29 protein-coding genes are annotated in these 24,779 nt (G+C 73.1%); 17 read left to right on the forward strand and 12 right to left on the reverse strand.

Translation table 11 applies throughout. From position 1 onward, the window contains the following. Positions 1–153 precede the first annotated feature (153 nt). Positions 154–927, forward strand: a complete 774-nt coding sequence (locus BM290_RS43200) for a hypothetical protein (RefSeq protein WP_093621812.1) — start codon at positions 154–156, stop codon at positions 925–927. Positions 928–930: 3 nt separating this feature from the next. Here the strand turns inward: BM290_RS43200 and BM290_RS43205 are convergent, their stop codons facing one another. Next, on the reverse strand, positions 931–1,404 hold the full coding sequence (locus BM290_RS43205) for a GNAT family N-acetyltransferase (RefSeq protein WP_093621813.1): 474 nt from the start codon (positions 1,402–1,404) through the stop codon (positions 931–933). A 102-nt stretch (positions 1,405–1,506) separates the two neighbouring features. On the opposite strand from BM290_RS43205, the gene BM290_RS43210 reads away from it, so the two are divergent. The 4 genes from BM290_RS43210 (at position 1,507) to BM290_RS43225 (ending at position 5,757) form a co-directional block, all read left to right on the forward strand. Further along, a complete protein-coding gene (locus BM290_RS43210) occupies positions 1,507–1,800 on the forward strand; it encodes a hypothetical protein (protein WP_143134159.1) in 294 nt (97 codons plus the stop codon). Between the two features lie 244 nt (positions 1,801–2,044). Further along, on the forward strand, positions 2,045–2,623 hold the full coding sequence (locus BM290_RS43215) for a DEAD/DEAH box helicase family protein (protein WP_203779891.1): 579 nt from the start codon (positions 2,045–2,047) through the stop codon (positions 2,621–2,623). 90 nt (positions 2,624–2,713) lie between these two features. Further along, positions 2,714–4,699, forward strand: a complete 1,986-nt coding sequence (locus tag BM290_RS43220) for a beta-1,3-glucanase family protein (RefSeq protein WP_093621815.1) — start codon at positions 2,714–2,716, stop codon at positions 4,697–4,699. A gap of 131 nt (positions 4,700–4,830) precedes the next feature. Further along, positions 4,831–5,757: a cyclase family protein gene (locus BM290_RS43225; RefSeq protein ID WP_093621816.1), complete on the forward strand. Its 927-nt coding sequence runs from the start codon at positions 4,831–4,833 to the stop codon at positions 5,755–5,757. A 16-nt stretch (positions 5,758–5,773) separates the two neighbouring features. On the opposite strand, the gene BM290_RS43230 is transcribed toward BM290_RS43225, so the two are convergent. The 3 genes from BM290_RS43230 to BM290_RS43240 form a co-directional block, all read right to left on the reverse strand. After that, complete coding sequence (locus BM290_RS43230) at positions 5,774–6,457, reverse strand: hypothetical protein (protein ID WP_093621817.1); 684 nt, start codon at positions 6,455–6,457, stop codon at positions 5,774–5,776. A gap of 64 nt (positions 6,458–6,521) precedes the next feature. Next, positions 6,522–7,019, reverse strand: a complete 498-nt coding sequence (locus tag BM290_RS43235; RefSeq protein ID WP_093621818.1) for a hypothetical protein — start codon at positions 7,017–7,019, stop codon at positions 6,522–6,524. A gap of 98 nt (positions 7,020–7,117) precedes the next feature. Next, positions 7,118–8,116 (reverse strand): NAD(P)H-dependent flavin oxidoreductase, encoded by a 999-nt coding sequence (locus BM290_RS43240; protein WP_093621869.1) that lies wholly within the window; start codon positions 8,114–8,116, stop codon positions 7,118–7,120. Positions 8,117–8,214: 98 nt separating this feature from the next. Here BM290_RS43240 and BM290_RS43245 point away from each other — a divergent pair, with 98 nt between their 5' ends. After that, positions 8,215–9,123 (forward strand): AraC-like ligand-binding domain-containing protein, encoded by a 909-nt coding sequence (locus tag BM290_RS43245; RefSeq protein ID WP_093621819.1) that lies wholly within the window; start codon positions 8,215–8,217, stop codon positions 9,121–9,123. A gap of 27 nt (positions 9,124–9,150) precedes the next feature. Next, a complete protein-coding gene (locus BM290_RS43250) occupies positions 9,151–9,612 on the forward strand; it encodes a phage tail protein (RefSeq protein ID WP_093621820.1) in 462 nt (153 codons plus the stop codon). Positions 9,613–9,651: 39 nt separating this feature from the next. On the opposite strand, the gene BM290_RS43255 is transcribed toward BM290_RS43250, so the two are convergent. Next, positions 9,652–10,692 (reverse strand): FAD-dependent monooxygenase, encoded by a 1,041-nt coding sequence (locus tag BM290_RS43255; RefSeq protein WP_373871153.1) that lies wholly within the window; start codon positions 10,690–10,692, stop codon positions 9,652–9,654. Positions 10,693–10,775: 83 nt separating this feature from the next. Continuing rightward, entirely contained in the window at positions 10,776–11,531 is a 756-nt protein-coding gene (locus BM290_RS43260) for an SDR family NAD(P)-dependent oxidoreductase (RefSeq protein ID WP_143134160.1), read from the reverse strand. On the opposite strand from BM290_RS43260, the gene BM290_RS43265 reads away from it, so the two are divergent. Next, the gene (locus BM290_RS43265; RefSeq protein WP_239144105.1) at positions 11,491–12,099 is read left to right on the forward strand and encodes a TetR/AcrR family transcriptional regulator; all 609 of its coding nucleotides are present in this window, start codon (positions 11,491–11,493) and stop codon (positions 12,097–12,099) included. The two genes, BM290_RS43260 and BM290_RS43265, sit on opposite strands and share 41 nt — an antisense overlap. 151 nt (positions 12,100–12,250) lie before the next feature. Here the strand turns inward: BM290_RS43265 and BM290_RS43270 are convergent, their stop codons facing one another. Beyond that, complete coding sequence (locus BM290_RS43270; RefSeq protein WP_093621822.1) at positions 12,251–13,039, reverse strand: SAM-dependent methyltransferase; 789 nt, start codon at positions 13,037–13,039, stop codon at positions 12,251–12,253. A gap of 93 nt (positions 13,040–13,132) precedes the next feature. On the opposite strand from BM290_RS43270, the gene BM290_RS43275 reads away from it, so the two are divergent. Genes BM290_RS43275 through BM290_RS43295 form a run of 5 tightly spaced genes read left to right on the forward strand, consistent with a single transcriptional unit; the run spans position 13,133 to position 18,229 of the window. After that, positions 13,133–14,122: a helix-turn-helix domain-containing protein gene (locus BM290_RS43275; RefSeq protein WP_203779893.1), complete on the forward strand. Its 990-nt coding sequence runs from the start codon at positions 13,133–13,135 to the stop codon at positions 14,120–14,122. Continuing rightward, positions 14,119–15,873 (forward strand): FAD-dependent oxidoreductase, encoded by a 1,755-nt coding sequence (locus tag BM290_RS43280; protein ID WP_093621823.1) that lies wholly within the window; start codon positions 14,119–14,121, stop codon positions 15,871–15,873. The genes BM290_RS43275 and BM290_RS43280 overlap by 4 nt, the downstream gene beginning before the upstream one ends. Then, entirely contained in the window at positions 15,870–16,886 is a 1,017-nt protein-coding gene (locus BM290_RS43285; protein ID WP_093621824.1) for a maleylacetate reductase, read from the forward strand. Before BM290_RS43280 ends, BM290_RS43285 begins: the two co-directional genes overlap by 4 nt. Next, a complete protein-coding gene (locus BM290_RS43290) occupies positions 16,883–17,755 on the forward strand; it encodes an intradiol ring-cleavage dioxygenase (protein WP_093621825.1) in 873 nt (290 codons plus the stop codon). Before BM290_RS43285 ends, BM290_RS43290 begins: the two co-directional genes overlap by 4 nt. A gap of 30 nt (positions 17,756–17,785) precedes the next feature. Next, positions 17,786–18,229 carry a DUF6086 family protein gene (locus BM290_RS43295; RefSeq protein ID WP_143134161.1) on the forward strand — a complete coding sequence of 148 codons (444 nt, stop codon included), beginning with the start codon at positions 17,786–17,788 and terminating at the stop codon, positions 18,227–18,229. A gap of 452 nt (positions 18,230–18,681) precedes the next feature. Here BM290_RS43295 and BM290_RS43310 read toward each other — a convergent pair whose 3' ends face one another. From BM290_RS43310 to BM290_RS43325, 5 genes are all read right to left on the reverse strand, one after another. Next, entirely contained in the window at positions 18,682–19,266 is a 585-nt protein-coding gene (locus tag BM290_RS43310) for a GNAT family N-acetyltransferase (RefSeq protein ID WP_093621829.1), read from the reverse strand. Between the two features lie 9 nt (positions 19,267–19,275). Further along, positions 19,276–19,899, reverse strand: a complete 624-nt coding sequence (locus BM290_RS43315) for a DUF7002 family protein (protein ID WP_093621830.1) — start codon at positions 19,897–19,899, stop codon at positions 19,276–19,278. Positions 19,900–19,906: 7 nt separating this feature from the next. Then, the gene (locus BM290_RS48875) at positions 19,907–20,047 is read right to left on the reverse strand and encodes a hypothetical protein (protein WP_177320137.1); all 141 of its coding nucleotides are present in this window, start codon (positions 20,045–20,047) and stop codon (positions 19,907–19,909) included. Between the two features lie 211 nt (positions 20,048–20,258). Continuing rightward, positions 20,259–20,726: a GNAT family N-acetyltransferase gene (locus BM290_RS43320; RefSeq protein WP_093621831.1), complete on the reverse strand. Its 468-nt coding sequence runs from the start codon at positions 20,724–20,726 to the stop codon at positions 20,259–20,261. Between the two features lie 57 nt (positions 20,727–20,783). Further along, positions 20,784–21,200, reverse strand: a complete 417-nt coding sequence (locus BM290_RS43325; protein ID WP_093621832.1) for a hypothetical protein — start codon at positions 21,198–21,200, stop codon at positions 20,784–20,786. A gap of 53 nt (positions 21,201–21,253) precedes the next feature. Here BM290_RS43325 and BM290_RS43330 point away from each other — a divergent pair, with 53 nt between their 5' ends. Genes BM290_RS43330 through BM290_RS43345 form a run of 4 tightly spaced genes read left to right on the forward strand, consistent with a single transcriptional unit; the run spans position 21,254 to position 24,753 of the window. After that, the gene (locus BM290_RS43330; protein WP_093621833.1) at positions 21,254–22,141 is read left to right on the forward strand and encodes an ABC transporter ATP-binding protein; all 888 of its coding nucleotides are present in this window, start codon (positions 21,254–21,256) and stop codon (positions 22,139–22,141) included. After that, the gene (locus BM290_RS43335; RefSeq protein WP_093621834.1) at positions 22,138–22,911 is read left to right on the forward strand and encodes an ABC transporter permease subunit; all 774 of its coding nucleotides are present in this window, start codon (positions 22,138–22,140) and stop codon (positions 22,909–22,911) included. Before BM290_RS43330 ends, BM290_RS43335 begins: the two co-directional genes overlap by 4 nt. A gap of 10 nt (positions 22,912–22,921) precedes the next feature. Beyond that, positions 22,922–24,100: a sensor histidine kinase gene (locus BM290_RS43340; protein WP_143134162.1), complete on the forward strand. Its 1,179-nt coding sequence runs from the start codon at positions 22,922–22,924 to the stop codon at positions 24,098–24,100. Then, a complete protein-coding gene (locus BM290_RS43345) occupies positions 24,097–24,753 on the forward strand; it encodes a response regulator (RefSeq protein WP_093621836.1) in 657 nt (218 codons plus the stop codon). Before BM290_RS43340 ends, BM290_RS43345 begins: the two co-directional genes overlap by 4 nt. Positions 24,754–24,779 lie beyond the last annotated feature (26 nt).

Here is a 24,779-nt window from a genome sequence, read left to right on the forward strand (position 1 = left end):
ACCTCGAAGGTCGAGCGAGCAGGGCGATGGCCCGACGGTCACCGGTGCACTCGAACCACCATCAGCTCGAGTGAGACAAGGGTGCACCAATGAGCGTGCAGTCGCGGCCGGCCCGCCCCGAGGACGCCCCGGCGGCCGATGTCCAGGCCGTCGATGCCTAGGGCGCGGCCGCCGTTCGCGATGACGGCGATGCTCCGGCTGGACCGGGGGACCGCGGACGTCGTCGCGACGGTGCGCCGGTATGCGCCGATCGCCGACGAGATCGGGGCCGACGGGATCGACGTCGATGCCGGGCGCGCTGATCTGCTGCTGTCGAGCACCCTCGTCGCCGCCGGCGAGGAACGCGCGATGCACGCCATGGCGGGGCGGCTGCTGCGGCGTTTCGGCTGGGCCGAGGGCGACTTCGCGTACCACCGCAATGTCCGTTACGCCGAGACCTGCGTCGCGCCGTCCGGGCCGCCGGCCGTCCGCCTGGTCATCGACCGTGCCGGGCAGGAGCTGGGCTGGGAGGGCGCGGTCCACGGCACCGGCCTCGGCCCCGGCCGCAGCCTCGACATCGAGCCGGCCCGGGACGATCTCGTCGCGCGGCTGTTCGTCACCGTCCCGGCGGCGACGATCACCGGAGGGGCAGCGGCCCTGGAGCCGTGGCTCGCCCGCGTCGACCCGGCCGCCGTCAGCGTGGACCGGGGCCGCGCTGCCCTGCTCTACCGGGCACGGGCGGGGCTGACCGCCGAGGCCGAACGGCTCGGCCTGGACGTGGTGGGCGCCGGGCGCATCGAGGGCGGCGCCGGCCACGTGATCGAGACCGCGACGGCGGCCGACGGCACCGTCCTCTGGCTGCGCCGTGGCGCCGACCCGGTTTCCCGGCACTGGCCCGGCATCATCGAGACGCGCGCCATGGTGATCGACGCGTCCTACCCGGACTGACCGTCAGCCGACGGTGGGGCTGCGCCGTTCGAGGAGGATCACGTCGCGCCAGACGCCGTCGAGCCGGCCGATGCGCTCCCGGGTGCCGACGGTCCGGAAACCGCAGGCGGCGTGCAGGGCGAGGCTGGCCGCGTTCTCCGGGAAGATCCCCGACTGGATGGTCCAGATCCCGGCCGCCTCGGTGGCGCCGATCAGCGCGCCCAGCAGCGCCCGCCCGATCCCTCTGCCGCTGTGCCCGGGGTGGACGTAGACGGAATGCTCGACGACCCCGGAATACGCGCACCGGTCGGACACCCGGCCGCAGGCGACCCACCCGGTCACCGTCGCGTCGCTGTCGAGGGCGACGAACCGCAGTCCGGCGAGCCGTGACCCGGTGAACCGCTCCCAGCTGGGCGGCTCGGTCTCGAAGGTCGCGTTGCCGGTGGCGATGCCGAGCCGGTAGATCTCCAGCACCTGCGCGGCGTGCTCGTCACCCATCGCGGCGATCTCTGGCGTATGCACACCGAAACGATGCCACACCGCGGATGGAACACCCATGGAACGCCTCCCGGTCATAGCCCATGACACAGGGAGAAGGACATGAGAAACACGATGGGGGTACGGGCCGGCGCTGCCGTCCTGGCCACGCTGGGCCTGTTCGCGGTCGGTGGCGCGGCGCAGGCCGCACCGGCGCACGGGGCGACGGCGGTCCAGGCCGCGCCGGCCGGCTGCGCCGAGATCCTGCAGCAGATCGAGAACCTGGAGTTCCGTCTGCTCGCCCTGCAGGACCGTCTGCGGCACGCCGGCGCGGCGGAGAAGCCCGCGATCGTCCGCGCGATCGTCGAGGTCCAGGCCCGGCTGGCCATCCTCTACGAGCAGCTCGAGACCTGCTGACCCGGACCGTCCGACCACCACCGGCGACGGTGTGCGTGTCGCGCGACCGGCCTGCACCGGCGACGTCCGGATCGACTGGCCGGGGGCGGGGCTCCTGGCCGGCGGGGACGGTCACCCTCCCCGTCGGCCTCACCGGGAGCGCCTTCTTCCGTACGCCGGCATCGGTCTGTTGATCTTTTCTCGTCCTCGGCGTGGTCCAGCCGCGACGGGCGTGCCGGCTGACCGCCGCCTAGAGTGCGTCACCGTGACCGGGACCATGTTGTTCATCATCGGGCCGCCGGCCGTCGGGAAGATGACCGTCGGCGCCGAGATCGCCGCCCGTACCGGCCTGCGCCTGTTCCACAATCACCTCGCCATCGAGCCGGTGCTGCGGTTCTTCCCGTTCGGCAGCCCGCCGTTCGGCCGTCTCGTCGACCGGTTCCGGCGCGACCTCATCGAGGAGGTGGCCGCCAGCGATCTGCCGGGCCTGATCTTCACGTACGTGTGGGCGTTCGATCTGCCGGAGGACGGCCGGGCGGTCGAGCGGTTCGCCGAGCCGTTCCGCACGCGCGGCGGCCGGGTGCTGCATCTGGAGCTTCAGGCCACCCAGGAGGTACGGCTGGAGCGCAACAGTGGCGAGACCCGGCTGGCCGAGAAGCCCTCCAAACGCGATCAGGCCTTCTCCCGGCAGAACCTGCTCGACCTGGACCGTGACCACCGGCTCTCCTCGGACGGGCGGTTCGACGGCCGCGCCGACCACCTGCGCATCGACAACACCCACCTGTCCCCGGCCGAGGTGGCCACCAGGGCGATCGCGCATTTCGGCCTGAGCCGGCAACTGTAAGCATTGACAACTGTTAACAGCTTGGACATGCTCTGAGAGCGCTCTCTTGCAGTTGAGCGGTCCCCCTCCACCGCGTCCCCGGGAGTCCCCATGTCCACGCGTAACAGGTTGTTAAGCGCCCTCGCGGCGCTCCTGACGGCGATCCCGATCGGCGCCGCCGTCGCCACCGCACCGGCCGCCGCCGTCGGACCGGCCCTGCTTCCGGTCACCGTCACCAACACCACCGGCCGTGGCGACGCCGTCTACCTCTACGTCATCGGCGTCAACCTGACCACCGGCCGGCTCGGCTACGTGACCGGCGGCGGCGCCTTCAACGCCTGGCCGGCCGGCAACATCCCGCCGTCACCCGCCCCGGACGTGTCCATCGCCGGCCCCGGCAACGGCGGCAGCACCACCGTCCGGTTCCCGCGCAACTTCTCCGGCCGCATGTACATGTCCCTCGGCCAGCGGCTCCAGTTCTTCCTCACCCCCGACGGGCTGGTCCAGCCCGCCCCGTGGGCGTCCGGCGACCCCAACCACGACATCCTGTTCGACTGGAGCGAGTTCACCTACAACGACTCCGGGCTGTGGCTCAACAGCTCCCAGGTGGACATGTTCGCCGTACCCCACGCGGTCAGCGTCACCGGAACCGACGGCAGCCGCAGCACCGGCGCGGTGGTGGCCAACGGCCGCCAGAACGTCATCGACCAGATCCGCGGCCAGTCCGGCTGGGCCAACACGGTCGTCACCCGCTCCGACGGCACCGTCCTGCGCGTCCTCGCGCCCGGCAAGGCCGCCGACGCCGGACTGTTCAGCAGCACCTACCTGGACTCCTACATCACCTCCGCCTGGAACGCGTACACGAGCAAGACTTTGACCGTCGTGCCGTTCGGCGACCAGCCCAACACGAAGTACTTCGGCCGCACCTCGGGCAGCACCATGGTCTTCACCAACAGCTCCGGCGCCCAGGTGGCGTCGTTCAACAAGCCGACGAGCGCGCACGTCTGGGGCTGCGACGGCAACCTGCACGCCCCCAACGACCTGGTCGTCGGCCCGATCGCCCGCACCCTCTGCGCGGCCCTCAACCGCGGCACCCTCGGCACGATCGACACCCAGCCCGGTGGTACGCCGTCCGACTTCTACAAGAGCAACCCCGCCAACCAGTACGCGCGGATCATCCACGCGAACATGGCCGACGGAAAGGCGTACGCGTTCGCCTTCGACGACGTCCAGGCCCAGGAATCGCTCGTCTACTCCAACAACCCGACGTCCGCCGGGGTCACCCTCTCGCCCTTCACCGGAGGCGGGGGCGGTGGCGGCGGTTCCACCACGGGGTACGCCGTGACGGGCCCCGGCGGCAAGTGCGTGGACGTCGCGGGTGACGACGTCGGCGGCAACGGGGCGGCCGTACAACTGTGGGATTGCCAGACCGCGGCCAAGGACCAGCACTGGACGCTGCGCAACGGCACCCTGCAGACTCTCGGCCGCTGCCTCGACGTGGCCGGCAACGCCACCGCCGGCGGCAGCAAGCTGCAGCTGTGGGACTGCAACGGCGTCGGCGGCCAGCAGTGGGTCACCCAGGCCGACGGCTCGATCCGCAACCCGCAGTCCGGCCGCTGCATCGACTCGCCGAACGCCAGCACCGCCAACGGCGCCCGCCTGCAACTGTGGGACTGCAACACCTCCGCGGCCCAGAAGTACGCCTACAACGGCGGCGCCACCAACCTGTCCGCCCCCGGCGGCAAATGCGTCGACGTGGCCGGCGACGACACCGGCGGCGACGGCGCGGCCGTCCAGCTCTGGGACTGCCAGCTCACCGCCCGCGACCAGCACTGGTCGTGGACCGGCCAGTCCCTGACCACCCTGGGCCGCTGCCTGGACATCGCCGGCGGCGGCACCGCCAACGGCGCCGTCCTGCAACTGCACGACTGCACCGGAAACCCGGCCCAGACCTGGGTCCTCAACACCGACGGCAGCATCAGCAACCCGCAGTCGGGCCGCTGCATCGACTCGCCGAACGCCAGCACCGCCAACGGCGCCCGCCTGCAGATCTGGGACTGCAACAACTCCGCGGCCCAGAAGTTCGCCAAGGCCTGACCTTCCCGGAAGCGGCCGGACACGTGTCCGGCCGCTTCGCCCTGTCCGGGCGTCCGTACCGCCGTCGTCGACGGCATCCGGGGCGGGATAACCTGCCGATGGTGGCCCGCAGCGCGTGACCGGAGGATCGCATGGAGGACGTGCTCGGGTATTTCGACACCCTGTCGAACTGGGGACGATGGGGCGACGACGATCAGCTCGGCACCCTCAACCACATCACCGGCGACGTGCGGCTGGCGGCGGCCCGGGCGGTGCGCCACGGCCGGAGCGTGTCCTGCGCGTGGGACGTCGCCGTGCCGGGGGAGATGGAGAGGGCGACCACGACGTGCCCGTGCGCCGCCGACATGCCGGGCGCGGAGGCCATGCCGGCGGCCTTTCACGCCGACCGGCGCTGGGGTTTCTCGTCCGAGCGGCTCGGTCTCACCTTCCACGGCAACACCGTCACCCACCTCGACTCGCCGTGTCACCTCTACTGGGACGGCCGGCTCTACAACGGGCGGCCGCACACGATGGTCGACGCGGCCACCGGGTCGGCGTGGGCGGCCGTCACCGCGGCGGCGAACGGCATCGTCACCCGCGGTGTGCTCCTCGACGTCGCGGCGGCGCGCGGCGTGCCCTGGCTCGAACCGGGGGAGGGCGTGCGCCCCCGTGACCTGGAGGAGGCCGAACGCCGCCAGGGCGTGCGGGTCCGGTCCGGCGACGCCGTCCTGCTGCGCACCGGTTACGGCCGGGTCCGCCACGAGGCCGGATACACCCCGGCCCTCACCCAGGCCGGCTGGCACGCGACCAGCCTGCCGTGGCTCCACGAGCGCGAGGTCGCCCTGATCGGCGCCGACACCCCGCAGGACGTTCAGCCGTCGGGGTACGACAACGTGCTGATGCCGGTGCACGCGGTGGGTCTCGTGGCGATGGGCCTGTGGCTGGTCGACAACTGCGATCTGGAGGCGTGCGCGGCCACCGCCGCCGAGCTGAGCCAGTGGGATTTCCAGCTGGCCGTGGCGCCGGTCCGGTTCACCGGCACGTCCGGCAGCCCGGTCAACCCGATCGCCACCTTCTGACCCGGCGCGAGCCGGGTCAGCCGGTGAAGGACTCCCACGCGAAACCCGGATCCCGCAGGACGGCCAGCGCCGCACGCCGGCGGCTCGCCACCGACAGCTGGTATCCGTCGTCCTCCGGACAGGAGATCGCCACCAGATCCGGCCCCACATGGATCACCGTGTCCTGCTCCGGGAACGTCGCCGGCGCCAGCGGCACCCGGGTCAGCCCGGCCACGAACCGGTCCCGCTGCTCCTCGCTGATCAGGGCATGACCGGCGTACGGCGCCGACATCACCGCCTCGACCAGCGCGAACTGCAGCAGCACGCCACCGAGCCGCTCCTCGTCGGGTTCGCCGTCGTCGTACACCAGGGGGTCCTGCTCCTCGGGGTCGAAGGCCTTGACCCAAACACCCTGGTTCTCGGCGGCGAACACGACCCCGCCCTCGTCCTCGTCGTATTCGAGCTCGTGCGGCGGGTAGACCGTGTTGTGCACGCCGTAGATCACCGGCCGGCGGGCCGCGAGCTCGTAGAAGGCCGCCAGCGCCGCGGGAAGAGGCATCGGCGCCTCGGTCTTCTCCGGCTGCACCGGCGGGACGTCGGCATACCAGCTCTGCAGGAAGCCGCGCAGCGCGGCGACCCGGTCGTGGGCGACATCGGCGAGCCAAGCGCCCGCCGCTTCCGGCGCGGGTGTTCCCCCGCCAAGATCCCCAGGCTCGTTCACCGCGTGATCATCTCATCCGCGACGGCGCCGGGAGCACCCCGCTCCCGGCGCCGTCGTCGACGGGTCAGCTGGTGGTGGCCTCGATGGTGAAGCAGCGGTGGATGATGTTCGCGGGCGGCGACAGCACCGGCGCGCTGAGCCGGATGTACGGCTGCACGGTGGTAGTGCCGGCCCCGACGCTGATCAGGCCGAACGTGGTCCGGGCCGCCCACGAGCCGGCGTGGACGGCGAAGTTGGCGGGGCCGTAGACGCCCTCGGCCGGCGCGCCGTTGTTGACCGACCAGCCGAGCCGTACCTCCGCGTTGTTGGCGCTGTCGACGCCGATGTCGGCGGTCGCCGACACCTTCAGCGTCGTCGCTCCACTGGTCACGACGGTGCGCGCCGGCAGCATCGAGATCCAGCCGGCGTCGGACCAGAAGGGGAAGCCGTTCATCGCGCAGACCGACTGCGACGCCGGGAGGGCCGCGGCCGGGCCGGCCGTCACGGTGGTGATCACACCGGCCGTGGCGGCGACGAAGGCGACGGCGGCGGACGCGCCGATCAGTTGTTTCCTGCTGGTCATCGGGATCTCCCTGGCTCGCGTGACGGTCGTACCGACGACTGTCCGGCGCCGGCCGTGCGGGTGGGGAGATCCCGGATGAACCCGGACGCCCGGGTGGATCAGGCGACGGCCGCGGTCCACCGGGACAGCAGCGCCGCCGCGGTGGCGGTCATGTCGGCGATCACCGTGCCGGCCGGCTCGACCGCGCCGACCAGGCCGACGCCCTGGCCCGACAGCAGCGGCATCTCCTCCAGGTCGCCGGTCGTCACGTCCCGCATCGGCACCAGATTCGTGTAGCGGCGTAGCTCGATCTCCTCGCCGCCGAGCACGGTGTGGCCGATCACCGGCCGGTCACCGCCGCCGTGCGGGTGTTCCTCGACCACCCGGTTGCGCAGCACCCGCATCGGGTTGAAGTCCGGTGTCTCCGGCCCGAACAGCGACGTCCGCACGGTCGCCGTCGCCTGCGCCGCGACGAGCCGCTCCTTGTAGCCGTCGTGGGCGGCCGACTCCGCGGTGGCGACGAGCCGGGTGCCGACCCACACGCCGTCGGCGCCGAGCATCAGCGCCGCGGCCAGCCCGCGCCCGTCGGCGACACCGCCGGCGGCCAGCACCAGGGCCGGGGCGACCGCGTCCACCACCAGCGGCACCAGCGCGAAGGTCGGCAGCGTGGCGAAGTTGTGCCCGCCGGCCTCGGCGCCCTGCGCCACGATCACGTCGACGCCGTCACCGGCCGCCCGCCGCGCCGCCTCGACCGACCCGACCTGCTCGAACACGCGCGCCCCGGCGGCGTGCAGCCGGTCGATCCACTCCGGGGACGGATGCCCCCAGTGGAACGACACCGCCGGCACGGCCGCCGCACACAGCGCGTCGATCAGCTCGCCGGTGGTGAACGGGGTGATCACGTTGACATGGAACGGGCCGCCGGTGCCGGCCCGGATCGCGGCGATCGTGGCGGTCACCGCCGGTGGTGGCATCAGTCCTACGCCGAGTGACCCCATCGCCCCGGCGTTGCTCACCGCCACGGCCAGGTCCGGTGTCATCCCCACGAACGCCATCCCGGCCTGCACGATCGGTGTCCGCAGGCCGTACTCGTCGGTCAATCTGGTGGTGATCTGCATGGTGTCGACGGTGTCGGATCCCGGTCGCAAGGGTGTGGCCGGGCGTGCGGGCGGGGTTGCATCGGGTGCGGAAGTCCGGCATCGGACAGGGAGCCCCCATGCCACAGACCTGGTCCACCCGCGACGCCGTGCCGGCACGGCAGTTCGGGCACTGGCGCGAGATGATCTGCCAGGCGTTCCTCGCGCTGACCCCGGAGTCGGACCTGCGCGACGGGTTCGACGCCGGGGTCACCCAGTGGCCGCTCGGCACGCTCTCGATCGCCCGCATCACCGCGCAGCGTCAACGCGTCGAACGTACCGAGAGTGATCTGGCGGCCGGATCACCGCCGGGCTTCTACGCCAACCTGCAACTGGCCGGGGTGAGCACGATGCGCCAGGCGGGGCGGTTCACGGTGCTGCGGCCGGGTGATGTGGCGGTCGTGGACACCGGCGAGCCGTTCACGTTCGAGTTCGGCGGCGACTTCCGGCAGCTGTCGTTCTTCGTCCCGCGGGCGCTGCTGACCGCCCAGGTCACCGGCCCGATCGCCACCGCCACCCGGATCCCGACCACGGCGGGCGCCGGCGCGGCGCTGCGGCATCTGCTGACCGCGCTGCCGGCCGGCGTCCCGCGGCTCGCCCCGCACGCCGCCGGCGTGCTCGCGGTGGCCCTGTCCGAGTCGCCGGCGGCGGCGGCGCCGCGGCGGGCGCCGCGCAGCCACGCCCGCGCGGTCGCCGACATCGAGGAACACCTGGCCGACGACGATCTGTCACCGTCGGCGACGGCCCGGCGGCTGGACATCTCGGTACGGTCGTTGCACGCCCTGTTCGCCGGGAGCGACCTGTCGTACGCCGCCACGGTGCGCCGCCTGCGCCTGGACCGTGCCGTCCGTGACCTGCGCGATCCGGCCCGCGCCCACCTGCGGGTCGCCGACATCGCGGCCGATGCCGGGTTCGCCGACGTCGCCGCGTTCCACCGGGCGTTCCGTCGCGCGTTCGGCGCGACTCCGGGTCAACTTCGCCGGCGGTAGCGTTCCCATGGCGTAGCGTCGCACGGTATGGCGTACGAGGTGGATTTCGACAACGTCTCGACGACCGGCCTGGAGTCGTCGCCGGTCGCGGAGGCGCTCGCCGGCCTCCGGGCGAACGAGGCCCGCTACTTCCGGAACAAGTACGGCCACGTCTTCACCGTCGAGCCCGCCGGCGAGGCCCGGGAGACCGTCGACCGGGTGCACCACATCCTCGAGGCCGAGCGCGGGCTGGTCATCGCGTCGCCGCCGCTGGAGGCGACCGCCTTCCAGGTGGAGAACATCCGGATGGCGTACGTGTTCTACCGGAGCGGCCTGTCGATCAACGTGATGTACACCGTGGACGACGGCGGGAAGCGGGCGGTCGGCTTCAAGCTCTCCGACGGCATGGAGGTCCCGGAGGAGCTCGGAGCGTTCAAGTTCGCCCGGCAGAAGTCGAAGCTCGCCGGCACCATCCGCGGCTCCTACTTCGTCATCAAGAAGGAGTACTGAACGGCAGCATGCTCCTGATCCTGCCAGGAAACCCTCGGGTCACTGTCCCGGCGAGCTGAGCCGGGCGCTCGCCGCGACCGTCTCCTCGGTCTCCGCGCGCCGCCGCTGCTCGTAGACGGCGAACGCGACCTCCGGATCGTCGTGCCCGGCCAGCGCCGCGGCGAGCGCCACCGCGTCCTCGGCGGCCATCGACGCGCCCTGGGCGGCGGCCGGGACAGCGGCGTGGGCGGCGTCGCCGGCCAGCACCATGCGGGCGTTGTGCCAGCGTGGGGTGGTCGGGATGTCGTAGGCGTCGCCGCCGACGATCCGGGTGGCGGCGGCGACGACCGCGGCCACCGGGGTGGCGTCGTCCCGGCAGGTCCGCAGCGCCAGGTCGCGCCACTGCTCGGGGCTCAGCCCGGCGGCCGGCTCCGCGCCGTGGACGCGGGCGAACCACCAGGTCCGGCCGTCGCCGCCGGGCACGGTCAGGCCTGCGAACGCCCGGCTGCCCCGGATCATGTGGTACTCGTCCGGGTCGAGGCCGGCCGGGTTGCCGGGCGTGTAGCCGTAGACCACGTGCTGCCCCGCATACCTCGGCGCCGGGGCCTGCGGATCGATGACCCGGCGGGTCCGCGAATGGATGCCGTCCGCGCCGACCAGGACGTCGGCGGCCGCACGGCTGCCGTCGTCGAACTCCGCCTCGACCCCGTCCGGCCCGATCGTGGCATCGATCATCCGCCGCCCGTGCCGCACCGTGATCCCGCGGGCGATCGCGAGCTCCTGGAGCACCCGGTAGAGGGCGGCACGGGTGAGCGACCGGGCCGGCCCCTCGATCGGCCGATGCCCGAGGCGCTGTCCCCGGTCGTCGTGGAGGGCCACCGCCCGCGCCGGGAACGACACCGCCGTCACGGCCTCCGCCGCGCCGATCGCCGCGAGCGCTGCCATGCCGTTGCGCATCACGGTGAGGAACGCGCCACCGTCCGCGCCGCCCGACGTGTGCGCCTCGTGAATCTCCACCTCGAACCCGGCGTCGCGCAGCGCGAGAGCGGTCGCGGTCCCCGCGACCCCACCGCCGGCGACGATCACTGTGCGTACGGCCACGAGCCCCATCCTGCCGCACCGCCGCCACCGGCCCGACTCCTCGGCGACGCGGGTGCCGGCGCCGGCACCCGCGGGTCGCGCCCTCAGACGCCGGCGGGCAGTGCCGGGCCGAGGAGAAGGCCGCCGTCGGGGACCAGTTCGGCGCCGGTAGCGAACGACGCCTCACCCGAGGTCAGGTAGAGCAGCGCGGCGGTGACGTCGGCGGGTTCGCCGAGTCGGGGGACGGCGTACGGCCGCGGGTCGTAGAAGTCGGCGATCGGCCGCCCGCCGGGGGTGGCCGGCTCGTTGATCAGCTTGGTGGAGACGACGCCGGGGTGGATGGCGTTGACCCGGATGTTGTCGCGGCCCAGCTCCAGCGCGGCGCTGAGGGTCAGCCCACGGACCGCCCACTTGGCGGCGGCGTAGGGTGCGTAGAGCGCGGTTCCGCCGTACGCCATGGCCGATCCGATGTTGACGATGACGCCGCCCCCGGCGCGCCGCATCGCCGGGGTGACGGCCCTGATGCCGAGAAACTGTCCGGTGACGTTGACGGCGAACGTGTGGTCCCAGACGGCCGGGTCGGTGGCCTCGATCGTGGTGGCGGAGTTCTGCACGCCCGCGTTGTTGACCAGGATCGTGAGCCGGCCGGAACGCTGCTCGGCCGCGGCCACGGCGGCGGCCCAGTCGTCCTCGCGGGCGACGTCGAGGCAGACGGCCAGCGCGCGGTCGCCGAGCTCGGTGGCGAGAGCCTCCGCCCTTGCCAGGCCGCCGGCCGTGCTGCCGATGACGACGGTCGCGCCCTCGGCGTACCACCGGCGCGTGGCCGGAGAGAAGCGGGCCGCGATCCTCTCTGCCGCCACCGGCCTGTTCCTGAGTGCGGGCTATGACGGCACCTCGCTCGCCCGGATCGCCGAGGCGGCCGGCGTCTCCAAGGCCACGCTCTTCAAGCAGTTCCCCACCAAAGCGGCGCTGTTCGACGCGATCGTCACCGAGTCGTGGCAGGTCGAGGAGGACGCCGGGCCCGAGCCGCCGGCCGGCGACCTGCGCGCCGGGCTGACCATGATCGGTCACCGCTACGCCGACCTGCTGACCCGTCCGGGCATGACCGCCCTGTTCCGCATCGTCATCGCGGAGCTGCCGCGGTTCCCCGAGCTCGGCGAGGCCCAGTTCAGCCGGGGCAAGATGCCCTACTTCACGTCGGTCAGCCGTTACCTCGCCGCTGCGCACGCCGCCGGGTCGGCGCGGGTCCACGACGCCGACCTCGCCGCGACACAGTTCCTCGGCATGATCGCCAACTTCGTCTTCTGGCCCACGCTGCTGCTCACCGACTGGGCGCCGGCCCGGCCCGCGGTCGACCAGGCCGTCGAGGAGGCGGTCGCCACCATGGTCGCCCGCTACCAGGCCGTGGTGCCCGCCTCGGCGGGGTAGCAGCCACGGAACGGGTCGGGCGGCGACCCCGCCGGGGCGGTCTCGGCGGCGTCCATGCCGACGCGGCCGGTGTCGAGCAGGCCGGCGGGCGAGACCCGGCCACCCTCGCCGAGCAGGTCGTCGCGGTCGGCCGGGACGTGGTCGAGCAGGGTCAGGGCTTGCGGCCCACACCGCAGAACTGGTCGATGTCCGGGGTGTCGTCCTCCGGGCGCCAGCGGGTCACCGGGACCACGCCCGGCTCCACCAGCTCCAGCCCGTCGAAGAACCGCGCGAGACGGGCCGGGCTGCGCAGGAAGTACGGCTGGGCGGCCGACTCGTTCCAGATCCGGGCCGCCTCGACGTTGGCCGGGGTGATGTCGGCGCCGTCGTAGATCGCCAGGTAGCTTCCGGACGGGACGGCCGCCATCGCCCGGCGCACCATGTCCTGGGCCACCGCGTCGTCCTCGACGTGCCCGAGAACCCCCATGAACAGCACCGCCACCGGCCGGGTGAAGTCGAGCGTCCCACCCGCCTCGCGCAGCACCAGATCCATGTCGTGCATGTCGGCGTCGACGTAGTCGGTGACGCCGTCGGGGTGGCTCTCCAGCAGCGCCCGCGCGTGCGAGAGCACCAGCGGGTCGTTGTCGACGTAGACCACCCGGCTCTCCGGCGCCACCGACTGCGCGACCTGGTGCGTGTTGTTCGCGGTCGGCAGGCCGGTCCCGATGTCCAGGAACTGCCGCACACCGGCCTCCGCGGCCAGGAAACGGACGGCGCGGATCAGGTACGCCCGGCTCAGGCGGGCGCTCTCGGCCAGCTCGGGACGGCTGGCGAGGATCTGCTCACCGACCGCCCGGTCGACGGCGAAGTTGTCCTTGCCGCCCAGCAGGAAGTTCCAGATGCGGGCGGTCTGCGGGACCGAGGCGTCGAGCGTGGGCGGCAGATCGCGGTCGTTCGGCATGGCGGCTCCTATGTGGATCGAGGGGGCGGGGTAAGCGTAGTCACCGTCGCCGGGGCGCTTGTTCCGAGGCGGCGCCCGCCGGAGACTGGGGGCGTGATCGAGGACACAGCGACGGCCGGGCGGGTACGGCGGTTCAGCACGGCGGAGTTGCCGGAGGCACGGCGCGTCGAGCTGTGGGAGGACCACAACCGGGCCGCGCTGATCGGGCTGCGGTGCCGGCTGCTCGGCGACACCCCCTTCGACGGCACCGAGCTGAACCTGCAGCTCGACCGGCTGCAACTGGCCCGGGTGCGGGGCACCTCGCACGTCGTCGAGCGGCCCGCCGACGTGATCCGCCGCAGCCCCGCCGACGCCGTCGCGGTGTATCTCACCCTGGTCGGGGAGGCGTTCTTCTACCACGACGGCGGGGTGCTCACCCTGCGGCCGGGGCAGGCGCTGATCTGCGACGCCGACCGGCCGTTCATGCGCGGCTTCTCGCACGGCCTCGACGAGCTCGCGATCAAGGTGCCCCGCGGGGTCTTCCACGATCTCACCGGACTGGAGTCGGTCCGGGCGCCGATCGTCCGGGCCACCTCCCGGGCGCTGGCCCGGACCGCGGGGACCGCGCTGCGCGCCGGCGGCGCCGTGGACGAGCCGGCCCTGCTGCACCTGATCGCCGACCTGACCGGCCGTCGCGTCGCCGACCCGGCCACCGTGCACCTGGCCAACGCCCGCGCGTTCATCGAGGACCACCTGACCGACCCCGGCCTCACCGCCACCCGGGTCGCCGCGGGCATCGGGATCAGCGAACGGCACCTGTCGCGCGCCTTCGCCGGCGCCGGGACGAGCCTGCCCCGGCACATCCTGGCCCGCCGCCTGGACCGGGCGCACCGGCTGCTCGCGGCCGTCCCGCGCACCCCGGTCGCCGAGGTCGCCGCCGCGTGCGGGTTCCATTCGCGCACCTACTTCGCGCAGGCGTTCCGCGAGCGCTTCGGGATCCGCCCCACGGATGTACGGAAATCCGCCACACCATCGGACTTCCGCCCGATCACCGGCCCCGCCGTTGCCGGCCCGCCCGGGGCGCCCGCCAATGACTACTCATGACGGTGACCACTGATGTCCTGATCGTCGGATCCGGCCCGGCGGGCGCGGGCGCGGCGCTGCTGCTCGCCACCCTCGGCATCCCCAACATCATGATCACGAAGTACCGGTGGACGGCGAACACGCCCCGCGCGCACATCACCAACCAGCGCGCGATGGAGGTCTTCCGGGACGCCGGCATCGAGGACCAGGTGCTCGCCGACGCGACCGGGCACCACCTGATGGGCGACACCGTCTTCTGCACCTCGATCGCCGGGGAGGAGATCGGCCGGATCCTGACCTGGGGCACCCACCCGGCGCGGCACGGCGACTACCGGCTCGCCTCGCCGTGCCTGCCGGTCGACATCCCGCAGAACCGTCTGGAGCCGATCCTGGTCCGCAACGCCACCGAGCGTGGCACCCAGACCCGCTTCTCCACCGAATACCTCGGCCACCGGCAGGACCCCGACGGTGTGGACGTCGACGTGCGCGACCGGCTGACCGGACGCGAGTACACCATCCGCGCCAAGTACCTGATCGGCGCGGACGGCGCACGCTCGCAGGTGGCCGAGGACCTGGGCCTGCCCATGGAGGGCCGGATGGACATCGCCGGGTCGATGAACATCACCTTCCGGGCGGACCTCACGCCGTACGTCGGAAATCGCCCCTCGGTCCTGTACTGGGTGATCCAGCCGGGCTCGAACGTGGGCGGGATCGGCGCCGGTCTGGTGCGGATGGTCCGGCCCTGGAACGAGTGGCTGATCGTGTGGGGCTACGACATCGACGGGCCCGCGCCGGTCGTCGACGAGACCGCCGCGACAGCGATCGTGCGCGGCCTGCTCGGCCTGCCCGACATCGACGTCGAGATCACCGGCACCTCCCTCTGGGGCAACAACGAGAGGTACGCGACCCGCCTGCACTCCGGCCGGGTGTTCTGCGCCGGCGACGCCGTGCACCGGCACCCGCCGTCCAACGGGCTCGGCTCCAACACCTCGATCCAGGACTCCTACAACCTGGCGTGGAAGCTGGCCGCCGTGCTCCGCGGCCAGGCCGGCCCGTCACTGCTGGACACCTACACCACCGAACGCGCCCCGGTCGCCGAGCAGATCGTGCGGCGCGCCAACCGGTCCAGCCGCGAGTTCGTCCAGTTCTTCGAGGTGCTGGGGCTGCTCGACGCCCGGGACGAGGCGGAGATGGTGGCCCGGATCGAGGAGCGCAAGGCCAACACCCCGGCCGGCGCCGCCAAGCGGGCCGCGCTGGTGGCGGCGATGGAGCTCAAGCACTACGAGTTCAACGCGCACGGCGTCGAACTGGGCCAGTTCTACGAGTCCGCGGCGATCGCCGGCGACGGCACGTCCCGGCCCGTCCCGGCACGCGACCCGGAGCTGTACTTCGAGGCGTCGACCGTACCCGGATCGCGTCTGCCGCACGTGTGGGTCGGCGATGCCCGCACCCGCGTCTCCACCCTCGACCTCGCGCCGATGACCCGGTTCACGCTGTTCACCGGCATCGCGGGGGAGGCGTGGGCGGCCGCCGCCGAGAAGGTGTCGGCGGAGCTGGGCGTGCCGGTGGAGACTGTGGTGATCGGGCCCGGCCGGGCGGTCACCGACCTGTACTACGACTGGGCCCGGGCACGCGAGGTCGAGGAGGACGGGGTGATCCTGGTGCGCCCGGACAAGCACATCGGCTGGCGCTCGGCACGGCTGCCCGCCGACCCGGTGGCGGCGCTGCGGGACGCGCTGGCCACGATCCTCGGGCGGAGCCGTACCCGATGAACCTGCGCTTCACCCACGAGACGCTGCCGCAACGGGTGGTCTTCGGCCCGGCCGCCGAGCATCTCGCCGCCGAGGTGGCCCGGCTCGGCGAGCGGCCGCTGGTGATCGGCCGGGCCGCCGCCGACCTGCTGCCCGGCGTCCCCCGGCACCGCGAGGTGGTCATGCACGTGCCGGTCGCCGTCGCCGAACGGGCCCGCGCCGTCACCGCCGGCATCGGCGCCGACGTGCTGGTCAGCATCGGCGGCGGCTCGGCCACCGGGCTGGCCAAGGCGGTCGCGCTCACCACCGGGCTGCCGATCGTCGCGGTGCCGACCACCTACGCCGGATCCGAGGCCACCGACGTGTGGGGCCTGACCGACGACGGCCGCAAGACCACCGGCGCCGACCGGCGGGTCCTGCCCCGCACCGTCGTGTACGACGCGACCCTCACCCGCAGCCTGCCGGCCGACCTGAGCATCGCCTCCGGGCTCAACGCCGTCGCCCACTGCGTCGACTCGCTGTGGGCGCCCCGCGCCGACCCGATCAACCAGGCCCTCGCCCTCGCCGGGATCCGCGCGCTCACCGCCGGCCTCACCGGCATCGCCGCACGGCCCGACGACCTTGCCGGGCGCGAGCAGACGCTGTACGGGGCACACCTCGCGGCGGTCGCCTTCGCCTCGGCGGGCTCCGGACTGCACCACAAGATCTGTCACGTGCTCGGCGGCATGTTCGACCTCCCGCATGCGCAGACCCACGCGGTCGTTCTGCCGTACGTCATGGCCTTGAACGCCCACACGGTCCGCCCTCTGCTCGCCGGCGCCTTCGGCCCGGACGGCCTGCAGGGGTTGCGCGACCGGATCGGCGCCCCGCGCGCCCTGCGCGACTACGGGTTCCGGGACAGCGACATCCCGGCCGCCGTCGCCGCGATCCTGCCGATCGTGCCACCGGGCAACCCGGTCGCCGTGACCGGCGGCGACCTCACCGACCTCCTGCGCCACGCGTGGGCCGGAGACCCCCCAGGAGACCAGCGATGACCGACGAGCAGCAACGCCGCGAACAACAGCTCGCCGACCGGGTGGCCGCCTCGTTCGACGGCACACCCGACGCGCGCCTCAAGGAGCTGATGCAGGCGCTCACCCGGCACCTGCACGCGTTCGTCCGCGAGGTGCGCCTCACCGAGGCCGAATGGCAGCAGGCCATCGCGTTCCTCACCGCGGCCGGGCACATCACCGACGACCGGCGGCAGGAGTTCATCCTGCTCTCCGACGTGCTCGGCGTGTCGATGCAGACCATCACCGTCAACAACGAGGCCTACCTGGACGCCACCGAGGCCACCGTCGTCGGCCCGTTCTTCGTCGCCGGCGCCCCGGAGATCCCGCTCGGCGGCGACATCTCCGGCGGCGCGCCCGGCCGGCCGTGCTGGGTCGAGGGCACCGTCACCGACACGGCCGGCCGGCCGGTCCCGGGCGCGCGGATCGAGGTCTGGGAGGCCGACGACGACGGCTTCTACGACGTCCAGTACGACGACGACCGGGTCGCCGCCCGCGGCCGCCTGACCGCCGGTCCCGACGGATCGTTCCGCTTCTGGGCGATCACCCCCACGCCGTACCCGATTCCGCACGACGGGCCGGTGGGCCGGCTGCTCGCGGCGACCGGCCGGTCCCCGATGCGGGCCTCGCACCTGCACTTCCTGGTCGAGGCGCCCGGGTTGCGGACCCTCGTCACGCACATCTTCGTCCGCGGCGACGACCGGCTCGACTCCGACAGCGTCTTCGGGGTACGGGACTCGCTGATCCGCGACTTCGAGCCGCAGCCCGCCGGCGCCCCGGCCCCGGACGGCCGTGACCTGGGCGGCCGGCCCTGGAGCCGGGTGCGGTTCGACATCGTCCTCGCCCCGTCATGACCCCGGCCGGGGACCGCGCAACGTCCCGGGATGGGAGAACATGACGCGGTGAGCCAGTACTTCAAGGACGCGACGACCCGGGTGACCCTCTGGAACCCGGCCACCCGGGTGGCGCAGATGTTCTTCCGGATGACCGAGGCGCTCGAGCCGTATGCCGAACGCCCCTGCGGAGTCGTGGACCTGGGCTACGACGAGTACGACGTCGACCCCGAGGTCTTCGCCGCGTTCGTGGACACGCTGGCCGGCCGGTATCTCGCCTCGAATCACCCGATCCTCAAGTCGATGATCGCCGGATATCTGCCGGCGGCGGTGGTGATGGTCGAGCGCAGCGGGCGGACCCTCAAGTCGATGATCGCCGCGATCGAGCGCTCGCACGAGGCCATCTCCCTCCACGACGACGCCTTCGACCCGGCCGGCGACACCGTCGAACTCCGGCGGTCGGCGGAGGCCGCCGCGCGCGCCATGCCGACTTGAGCGTTCGCTCAAAATCTCGTAACCTCAGTCCTTGAGCGACTGCTCAAGAGCAGAGGCGGGGATGGCCGTGACAGTTGCATCGGGGGCGCCCAGGAAAGTGGCGGCCTGGCCGGCGGCCACGTTCCGGCGGTGGTTCGGCACATGGTTCTCCTTGTATGCCGCGGCCCACTTCATCCTCATGGCCACAGCGCTGATCTTCGCTCGCATCGCCTACCGGCCGGAAAACCCCTGGAACGACCGCACCGAGGGGCTCAAGGCGATTCTGGCGTACTCCTTCATGGTTCTCGGCCAGGGTCTACTCGGGGTTCTGCTCCTGTGGTTCCTGGGCAGGGACAGGAGCAGGATGGTGTTCCGATCGCTCAGCGTGCTGCTGTTCGTCCTGGTGTGGACGCCGTTCATCCCGCTACTGGGGCCGCTGTGGCTGTGCGCCACCGTCACGATGGCGGTGACGATCAAACCGCCTGTTCCGGCCTACTACGGGTCGACGCGACGAATTCGTCGGCGAGCAGGGCGTACAGGGCCACGTCGCGATGACCGTCCGGGAAACGGGCCGCTTTCCGCAGCACGCCTTCCAGGGTGAAGCCGAAACGCTCCGCCACGCGGCGGCTGCGGTCGTTGGTGGTCAGGGTCCGCATCTCGATCCGGTGCAGGCCGAGATCGTCGAAGGCGTGCCCGAACACGGCGTTCAGCGCGCGGCTCACATACCCTCGCCCCTCGGCGTCGGCGGCGATCCAGAAGCCGACCTCGGCACTGTCGAGGGACAGGCTCACCGCGCCGACCAGCCGGTGGCCGGTCCCGGCCCGCACGCCGATGGCCAGCGGCAGCCGGTTGCCGGCGAGCCACGCCTGCCCGGACCTCTCCAGGGTGGCCCGCGTGGACTCCACCGTCGGCTCGGTCAGACCGGGTGACGAGGCGGCCAGGCGGTCATGGTTGGCGACGAGCAGTTCGTGGTACGGCCCGGTGATCGCCGGCGTCCGGGGAATCAGGACGGTGCCGTCGCCGATCGGCCAGACGAACCGGGCAGCGGTGATCGACATGCGACGATCCTAGACGTCGATCCGATCGGCCAGCTCCAGGATGTCCGGCACGGCGTCGAGCACCGTCACCTCCACCAGAGCGCCGTCACGGCCGTACATCCGCCGGTATTCGCCGTAGGGGTAGTCGGCGATCGGCAGCCACGAGCGGTGCCCGCGCACCGGATGGTTCTTCTGGGTCACCGCGCCGGAGTTGAGCCGGCAGAGCTCGACGCGCGGACCGTGGCGCTCGACCAGGGCACGGGTGTCGACGTGCAGAACGACCTGGTTCCCGGCACGGTACTCCCTGGCCTGGCGCAGCCGGTCGAGGCGTTCCGGGGTGGCCCAGAAGAACACCCGCGAGTTGATCGCGGTCAGGTACTCGGCGAGCGACGAGCCCGGCTCGATCTTCTCGTCGATGAACTTCATCGGCTTCTGGTCCCGGATGACGGCCGGCGGCAGCCCGGGCGCCTCCAGGACCACGCTCCGTGTGCGTGGCGAGCCCAGCAGGCGATCACGGCTTTCGCCGTCGACCCCGAAAAGATCGATCAGCCGTACGGTCGACAGCAGACCGTGCCGCTGCACCGACGGCCACGCGGCCGCCGGCATCGTGTGGAACACCCGCGGATGACGCTCGATCAGCTCCTCGACGTCCATCCGGGCATCATGGCGTACGGTCCGGGTCCGGTGGCACGGCCGCACGCCAGGCGTCCTCGAACTCGGCCGCGGTGTCGGCGTCGTCGTCGTCGGGCTCGCGCAGGTGGACGATGCCGCGGCCGCCCACGCTGGGCGTCGCGTTCCGCACGCAGCTCCTCGAACTCGGCGGGCAGCACGGGCCCGTCGATGTCGATGTCGCACTCCACCCAGGCGTCCGCCCGCGCGAGAGTGGGCGGCTCCGTGACCACCTGAAGGTCGGCGAACGTCTCCATGATCTGGCGGGCCGACCGCGCGTGGACCCGGAAGTAGTGCATGACGCCCATACCGGCGGCCCGCCGGACGATGAACTCGGCCATCCGTCAGCGCTCCGCCGCCCAGGCGAGCCACTCCGGGTCGTGGGACCAGCCGTTGCGTTCGTAGAACGCGACCGCCCGCGGACTGGAGTGCACCGTCACGTGCTCCAGGCCGAGGCTGCGGGCCTCGTCCAGGACGGCGGCCATCAGCAGCGCGCCGACGCGCCGGTCCCGCAGTTCGGGGACGACGAAGACGGACTGCACGTCACCGCCGCGGCGGGTGTGCCGGTCGGCGGTGGGCACCCGGTCCAGGACGGCCAGCCACGCCATGCCGACCACCGCACCGGCAGCCTCGGCCACGAACGCCCGATGTCCCGGGTGGCCGCGCATGAAGTCACCCATGGCGGCGGCGAGGTCGTCCGGATCGCCGCCCTGATGGCCGTGGTCCTCGGTGGCCCGCCGGCGGCGCAGACCGGCGAGGGCGGTCGCATCCGCCTCGGCCGCCCGGCGAACCGTCACCTCGATGTCAACCATGCAGAGATCATCGCGGCCCGCGGCAACCGCCGCCCCGCCGGGTGGCGCCGGCACGACCTAGGGCTGCCAGAAACGGATCTCCTCGGAGGTCCGTGCGAGGTGGTCGCGCAGCGCCCGCCCGCCGTCCTCGTCGACCGGGAACGCTGTCGCGTCGTGGACGCCGGAGACACCGGCGACCAGGGCAAGCGCGTCCCGCAGACTCCGCGCGACCAGGCCGCCCTCACCTTCCGAGCCGACGTACAGCACCGGCCGGACGTCGCCGTCGCCGACCTGGAGGTAGGTTCCGCCCGTGCTGTCGCCGGCGATCGCCGTCAGGGCCTCGCCGCCGGGCAGCGTCACCGGCTCGATCGGGCCGTCCGCGGCCCGGGCCACCTCGAAGTCGAAGAGGGTGAGCAGGTCAGGACGCGCGGCGCCGCCGGCCCGACCGCCGGGTCGGTGCCGGATGCTACTCAGGTCGTAGCCGGCGGGCCCCACGACGAGACCTCGGGCGCTCCTCGCCGGACGGCCGCGCCCCTAGCGTCGACACCATGATTGAAGTGCGAGAACTGACCAAACGCTTCGGCGCGACGGCAGCCGTCGACGGCCTGTCGTTCACGGTGCGGCCCGGCCGGGTGACCGGGTTCCTCGGCCCCAACGGCGCCGGCAAGTCCACCACCATGCGGATGATCGTCGGCCTGGACCGGCCCGACTCCGGGACGGCGACCGTCGGCGGCCGCCCCTACCGGACCGGTCCGGCCCCGCTCTGCACGGTCGGCGTGCTGCTGGAAGGGCGCGCCGTGCACCGGGGCCGGACCGCCCGGCAGCACCTGCTCGGACTGGCCCGTACCCACGGCATCTCCGCCCGGCGGGTGGCCGAGGTGCTGGACATGGCGGGGCTCGGCGGCGCCGCCGACCGGCGCGCCGGCGGATTCTCGCTGGGCATGAGCCAGCGCCTCGGGGTGGCGTCGGCGCTGCTCGGCGACCCGGCCGTGGTGATCCTCGACGAGCCGGTCAACGGGCTCGACCCGGACGGGGTGCTGTGGATCCGTACCCTGCTCAAGGATCTGGCCGCGCAGGGCCGCACCGTCCTGGTCTCCAGCCACCTGATGAGCGAGACCGCGGTGACCGCCGACCACCTGCTGATCATCGGCGGCGGACGGCTGCTCGCCGACGTCGGCATCGACGACCTGATCACCCGCGCCGGAACCAGCCACTGCCTGGTCCGCTCCCCGGACGCGGCCGTCCTGCACAGCGCCCTCACCGCCGCCGGCGCCACGGTCACCGCGGAGGACGACGGCGCCCTGATCGTCCGGGGCGTGGCCGCCGAGCGGATCGGCACACTCGCGGCGTCCCGACACGCGACCCTCCACGAGCTGACGCCCCATCGGGCCTCCCTGGAACAGGCCTACATGGACATCACCCGGAGCCGGGCATGACCGCCGCCCACCGGGTCACCTTCGCCCGGGTCGCCCGCGCCGAATGGGGCAAGCTGATCACCCTGCGATCCACCTGGGCCACCCTGGCCACCGCCGCGCTGATCACCGTGGGCCTGGCCGTGGCGATCAACATCAACGTCTACCGTACGGCCGGGGCCGAGGTGTCGCCCCGCGCCCTGACCGCCCAGACGTTCCTGGGCGTCGACGTCACCTCGCTGATCCTGGGCGTCTTCGGCATCCTCATGATCACCGGTGAGTACGGTTCGGGCCTGATCCGGGCGACGTTCGCCGCCGTGCCCCGGCGGACACCCGTGCTGCTCGCCAAGGCCGTCGTGCTGGTCGCCGCCGGGTTCCCCGCGACGCTGGCGGCCTGCGCCGCGGCGATGCTGGCCGGCCGGGCGCTGCTCCCCGCCGGTCAGCACGCCGACATCCCGACACGTGCCCTGCTCGGGGCGGCGGCCGCCCCGGTCGTGCTCGCGCTGATCGGGCTCGGCATCGGCGCGCTGGTCCGCCACACCGCCGCGGCGATCACCGTCTACGTCCTGGCCCTGCTGGTGCTCCCGGCGATCCTGCAGCCCGCCCTGCCCGGCCACCTCGCCGACGACGTGGTCCGCTACGTCCCGGTCGCCGCGGCCCAGGCACTGTACGCCGTGGACACCGGCAACCCGTTCCGGATGCTCGCCCCCGGCCCGGCCCTGCTCACCGTCACGGTGTGGACGGTGCTCGCGCTGGCCGCCGGAGGAGCGATGCTGTGGCGCCGTGATCCGTGACAATGACACGGTGAGCCCCCAGGACCTCCGCGGCGTCGCGCGGCGCCACCCGCGGGCCGTCGACGCCGGCATCGCCGGGCTGGTGGCGCTCGGCTGCGCCCTGGTGCTCACCGGGCGCACCGGCGCCACCCTCGCCCCCACCGACGCCCTGGACTGGGCGTCGGTGGTGCTCCTTCCGGTGCCGCTGATCTGGCGCCGCCGCGCGCCGGTATCGGTCTTCGCCGCCACGACCGGCCTGTTCGTGGTCACCCAGGCGATGGGCGCACAGTCCCCGGCCGCGCTGACGGTCACGCTGACCGCCCTGCACGCCGTCGCCCGGTACCGGCCGGCCCGGTTCGCATGGCCCGCCGCCGTCACCGTGCTGCCCGGCTTCGACAACCGGATCGAGGACGGCCCGGCGTGGGGCGCGTTCGCGGCGGTGTCGGCGATCACCGTCGCGGTCGTCCTGATCGGCGTCAACCAGCGCACCCGCAGCGCGTACCTCGCCGCCCTGGAGGACCGGGCCGAACGCCTCGAACAGGACCGCGACCAGCGCGCCCGCCTCGCCGTCGCCGACGAGCGGGCGCGCGTCGCCCGGGAGATGCACGACGTCGTCGCCCACCACCTGGCCGTGATCGTCGCCCTTTCCGACGGCGCGGCGGCGACCACGGCGGTCGCGCCGGAACGCGCCGCCGACGTGATGGGCCAGGTCTCGGCGACCGGCCGTCAGGCGCTGGGCGAGATGCGCCGGCTGGTCGGCCTGCTGCGCGGCGCCTCCGCGCCGGAGGCGGGCGCCCGCGCCCCGCAGCCGGGCCTCGACGACATCGACGCGCTCGTCGACCGGGTCAGAGCCGCGGGGGTACGGGTCACGCTGCGCCGCGACGGCGTCCCCGGCGACTGGGGCCCGGGGGCCGGACTGGCCGTCTACCGGATCGTCCAGGAAGCCCTCACCAACACCCTCAAACACGCCGGGCCGCACGCCGCCGCCGAGGTGTCCCTGCGCTACCGGGCCGCCGGCGCCGACGTGACAGTCCTCGACGACGGGGCCGGCCGGGTCGCCCACCGGCCCGAGCCCACCGACCGGCACGGGCTGGCGGGCATGGCCGAACGCGCCACCGCCTACGGCGGCCGGCTCCGCACCGGACCACGCCACGGCCCCGGCTGGCAGGTGCACGCCACGCTCACCTTCGACCGGACGGAGCCGACGTGACCGTCTCGGTGCTGCTCGCCGACGACCAGCCGCTGCTCTCCCTCGGCCTGCGCCTGGTGCTGGAGGCGCAGCCGGACATCACCGTCGTCGGCGAGGCCGGCAACGGCGCCCAGGCGGTCACCATGGCCCGGGCGCTACGGCCCGACGTGGTGCTGATGGACGTCCGGATGCCGGTCCTCGACGGCATCGAGGCCACCCGCGAGATCGTCGCCTCCGGCAGCCCCGCCCGCATCCTGATGCTGACCACCTTCGACCTCGACGAGTACGTGTACGCCGCCCTCCGCGCCGGGGCCAGCGGCTTCCTGCTCAAGGACGTGCCACCGGCCGACCTGATCAGCGCGGTCCACGCGGTCGTCGGCGGGCACGCCGTGGTCGCCCCCGCGGTGACCCGCCGCCTGCTCGACATCGCGCTGCCGCATCTGCCCGAGCCGGTCGCCGACGAACGCCTGCAACGCCTCACCGACCGCGAGCGGGAGGTCCTCACCTGGGTCGCCCGCGGCCTGTCGAACGGCGAGATCGCCGGCGGGCTGCACCTGTCCGAGGCCACCGTGAAAGCCCACGTGGGCCGCCTGCTCAGCAAACTCGCGCTGCGCGACCGGGTGCAGATCGTCGTCTACGCCTACGAGCACGGGCTGGCGCCGCGCTCTCCATGACGGACCCGCCCGGCGTAGGGTCGAGA

The sequence above is a fragment of the Actinoplanes philippinensis genome, from assembly GCF_900113015.1.
In the GTDB taxonomy this organism is placed as follows: domain Bacteria; phylum Actinomycetota; class Actinomycetes; order Mycobacteriales; family Micromonosporaceae; genus Actinoplanes; species Actinoplanes philippinensis.

Bases quoted from the DNA above. Each gene is read 5' to 3' on its own strand.
- BM290_RS43200 (WP_093621812.1), top strand. From the start codon at position 154: ATGCCTAGGGCGCGGCCGCCGTTCGCGATGACGGCGATGCTCCGGCTG.
- BM290_RS43205 (WP_093621813.1), bottom strand. From the start codon at position 1,404: ATGGGTGACGAGCACGCCGCGCAGGTGCTGGAGATCTACCGGCTCGGC.
- BM290_RS43210 (WP_143134159.1), top strand. From the start codon at position 1,507: ATGAGAAACACGATGGGGGTACGGGCCGGCGCTGCCGTCCTGGCCACG.
- BM290_RS43220 (WP_093621815.1), top strand. From the start codon at position 2,714: ATGTCCACGCGTAACAGGTTGTTAAGCGCCCTCGCGGCGCTCCTGACG.
- BM290_RS43225 (WP_093621816.1), top strand. From the start codon at position 4,831: ATGGAGGACGTGCTCGGGTATTTCGACACCCTGTCGAACTGGGGACGA.
- BM290_RS43235 (WP_093621818.1), bottom strand. From the start codon at position 7,019: ATGACCAGCAGGAAACAACTGATCGGCGCGTCCGCCGCCGTCGCCTTC.
- BM290_RS43240 (WP_093621869.1), bottom strand. From the start codon at position 8,116: ATGCAGATCACCACCAGATTGACCGACGAGTACGGCCTGCGGACACCG.
- BM290_RS43245 (WP_093621819.1), top strand. From the start codon at position 8,215: ATGCCACAGACCTGGTCCACCCGCGACGCCGTGCCGGCACGGCAGTTC.
- BM290_RS43250 (WP_093621820.1), top strand. From the start codon at position 9,151: ATGGCGTACGAGGTGGATTTCGACAACGTCTCGACGACCGGCCTGGAG.
- BM290_RS43270 (WP_093621822.1), bottom strand. From the start codon at position 13,039: ATGCCGAACGACCGCGATCTGCCGCCCACGCTCGACGCCTCGGTCCCG.
- BM290_RS43280 (WP_093621823.1), top strand. From the start codon at position 14,119: ATGACGGTGACCACTGATGTCCTGATCGTCGGATCCGGCCCGGCGGGC.
- BM290_RS43285 (WP_093621824.1), top strand. From the start codon at position 15,870: ATGAACCTGCGCTTCACCCACGAGACGCTGCCGCAACGGGTGGTCTTC.
- BM290_RS43290 (WP_093621825.1), top strand. From the start codon at position 16,883: ATGACCGACGAGCAGCAACGCCGCGAACAACAGCTCGCCGACCGGGTG.
- BM290_RS43295 (WP_143134161.1), top strand. From the start codon at position 17,786: ATGGGAGAACATGACGCGGTGAGCCAGTACTTCAAGGACGCGACGACC.
- BM290_RS43310 (WP_093621829.1), bottom strand. From the start codon at position 19,266: ATGTCGATCACCGCTGCCCGGTTCGTCTGGCCGATCGGCGACGGCACC.
- BM290_RS43315 (WP_093621830.1), bottom strand. From the start codon at position 19,899: ATGGACGTCGAGGAGCTGATCGAGCGTCATCCGCGGGTGTTCCACACG.
- BM290_RS43320 (WP_093621831.1), bottom strand. From the start codon at position 20,726: ATGGTTGACATCGAGGTGACGGTTCGCCGGGCGGCCGAGGCGGATGCG.
- BM290_RS43330 (WP_093621833.1), top strand. From the start codon at position 21,254: ATGATTGAAGTGCGAGAACTGACCAAACGCTTCGGCGCGACGGCAGCC.
- BM290_RS43335 (WP_093621834.1), top strand. From the start codon at position 22,138: ATGACCGCCGCCCACCGGGTCACCTTCGCCCGGGTCGCCCGCGCCGAA.